Below are 2,072 nucleotides of genomic sequence, written 5' to 3'. Positions count from 1 at the left end.
CGCACAGGCGGGAGCCATCAGCAGCGGTCGCGCACGCTCACGGAGCTCCACCACGCGCGGCTCGTCGCCGTACGGACGACGGGGGAGAAGCGTGGCTGATCCTCTCGGACATTGCCGAACACCTCGGTCTCCGAACGCGATCCGAACTGCACGATCTGATCGCGGCCGGTGGGCTCACTGTTGTCGACCGCATGGACGTCAAACCGACGCACGCAAAGGTCAGTGACCGAACCGATGCGCTTCACGCTGCCCGGGCACGCGAAACGACGTCGCTCTGGCGGCTTCGCCGTCGTTGAACTCATTCTCAGTCAACGGCATTTCCTTGCTATGAAATGGTAATGAACGAGTAACAAATCGGGTCTAGTTTTCTTCGCAGTCGCACATCGTCACGCACTCCGGAGGAAACTCGATGGAAAACACGCTTGCCCGCAACGCAGCCGAAGACCTGACGAAAGGTCTTGGCCGACGCGGATTCATGAGGGCAGTCGCGGCTCTCGGTGCGGGAGTAGGCGTTGCCGGTGTGGCTTCGGGGTGCGCGCACTCCAACGCGTCGCCAGCTGGATCATCCTCCTCTGCACTGCCGTTCGCCGATGGTGTGCCGATTCTGCAACCGGGCAGTGGAAACGTCAGCGGCGACCACTATCTGAGTTCGGATCCGTCGGACGTCATGTGGGGCTACGTGCCCAACATCCACACCCGCGAGGTGATGCGGATGAAGTCGGGCCAGACCGTCACCATCGACGCCCTCTCGCACGAGGGAATCCTCGAGGATCAAGGGCGCAATCCCCTCGAATACTTCGGCAGCAAGGGCGTTTCCGAGAAGGACGTGCTCGAGGATGCGATTGCCGTTGCGGCCGAATACAACCGAACCGAACGGAACTTCGACAAGGACGGCCCACATGTCGTCACCGGCCCGGTCTTCGGCGAAGGCGCACAGCCTGGAGACGTACTCAAGATCGAGACACTCGAAGCGATTCCCCGAGTGCCGTACGGGGTTGTGTCGAGCAGGCACGGCAAGGGCGCTCTTGCTGTCACGGCAGACGGAACCGCTCCCGCGGGAATCACTCTGGACGAAGGGACGCGGAAATGCTTGGCCGAGGAAGGCACGAATCTCACGCTACGCGTGTACCTCGACACATTCCCAGGGCTCGAGAGCTTTGGAGTATTTGACCGTTTCGCGTTCACCTGTGGTTCAGCAACCGTGCGCGGAGCGCGGGATCGCTCGCGCAGTCGATTGCAGTCCACGCGAGCGCGAGGGCGCCGTCCAGCACTGCCTTGTCGCCGGTTTCCGCGCGGCAGTAGGGGGTGAACTCTGCCTGATGGTTGCTTGCGCCGTTGCATTCGATCCCGATGATCGGGTGGATCGTCGGAATACGATGCGAGACGTTGCCCATGTCGGTGGATCCCGCTGCGGGACCGTCGTACTCGAAGAAAACGCGTCCGAGCGCTTCGCTGTTCCTCTGGTAGAGCGCGCTCATGTCCGCGTCCCACCGGGATTCGCCGTACGCCGGTGAAGGTTCCGTGATGGTCACTTCGCAGCCGGTTGCGGTCGCTCCGGCGGTGAAGCAGCGTTCCACCTTGGGCTTGACGGCTACTACGCCGTCGAGTGTGTCGGCTCGAACCGCGTAGGCTTCGTTCTGATTGCGCTCGTGTCCGCGATAGTTGGAACCGGCGACCTCTGGCGCCGGTTGCTCATGCTTGCGCTGGTGGCGATCTGGGGTCTGCGGTTGGCGACGCACATGGCGATCCGATCGCGAGGCAAGGGTGAAGATCCGCGGTACGAAGAAATGCTCGGACGAGCGACGGGTAGCCGAACGCTGTATGCACTCCGCAAGATCTATCTCACGCAGGGGATTTCGTTGTGGTTCGTCTCCCTGCCGATCCAGGTCGCAGCAGTATCGAACGGCAGCTTCGGATTTCTTGTCGTACTCGGTATCGCGCTGTGGATAGTAGGCGTCACGTTCGAGACGGTTGGCGACCGACAGATGGAGGAGTTCACCGAAGCACCGACCACGAAGGGGGAACGGCTCGATGACCAGCCGCGCAGCGGGGGACACGGCATGGGTGCTCGA

At 62.3% G+C, this 2,072-nt stretch carries 2 protein-coding genes; both read left to right on the top strand.

The genetic code is table 11. The features are described 5' to 3' along the window. Window positions 1-409: 409 nt before the first annotated feature. Window positions 410-1,309 (top strand): acetamidase/formamidase family protein, encoded by a 900-nt coding sequence (locus ABT116_RS43490; RefSeq protein WP_351646307.1) that lies wholly within the window; start codon window positions 410-412, stop codon window positions 1,307-1,309. A 340-nt stretch (window positions 1,310-1,649) separates the two neighbouring features. After that, a partial coding sequence (locus ABT116_RS43485) for a DUF1295 domain-containing protein (protein ID WP_351646305.1) occupies window positions 1,650-2,072 on the top strand: 423 nt, incomplete at its 3' end.

It is taken from the genome of Streptomyces sp. NPDC002130 (assembly GCF_040296465.1).
Classification (GTDB): Bacteria; Actinomycetota; Actinomycetes; order Streptomycetales; family Streptomycetaceae; genus Streptomyces.
Note: the sequence above shows the minus strand (reverse complement) of the source record. Positions and strands in the feature narration are given on the sequence as shown.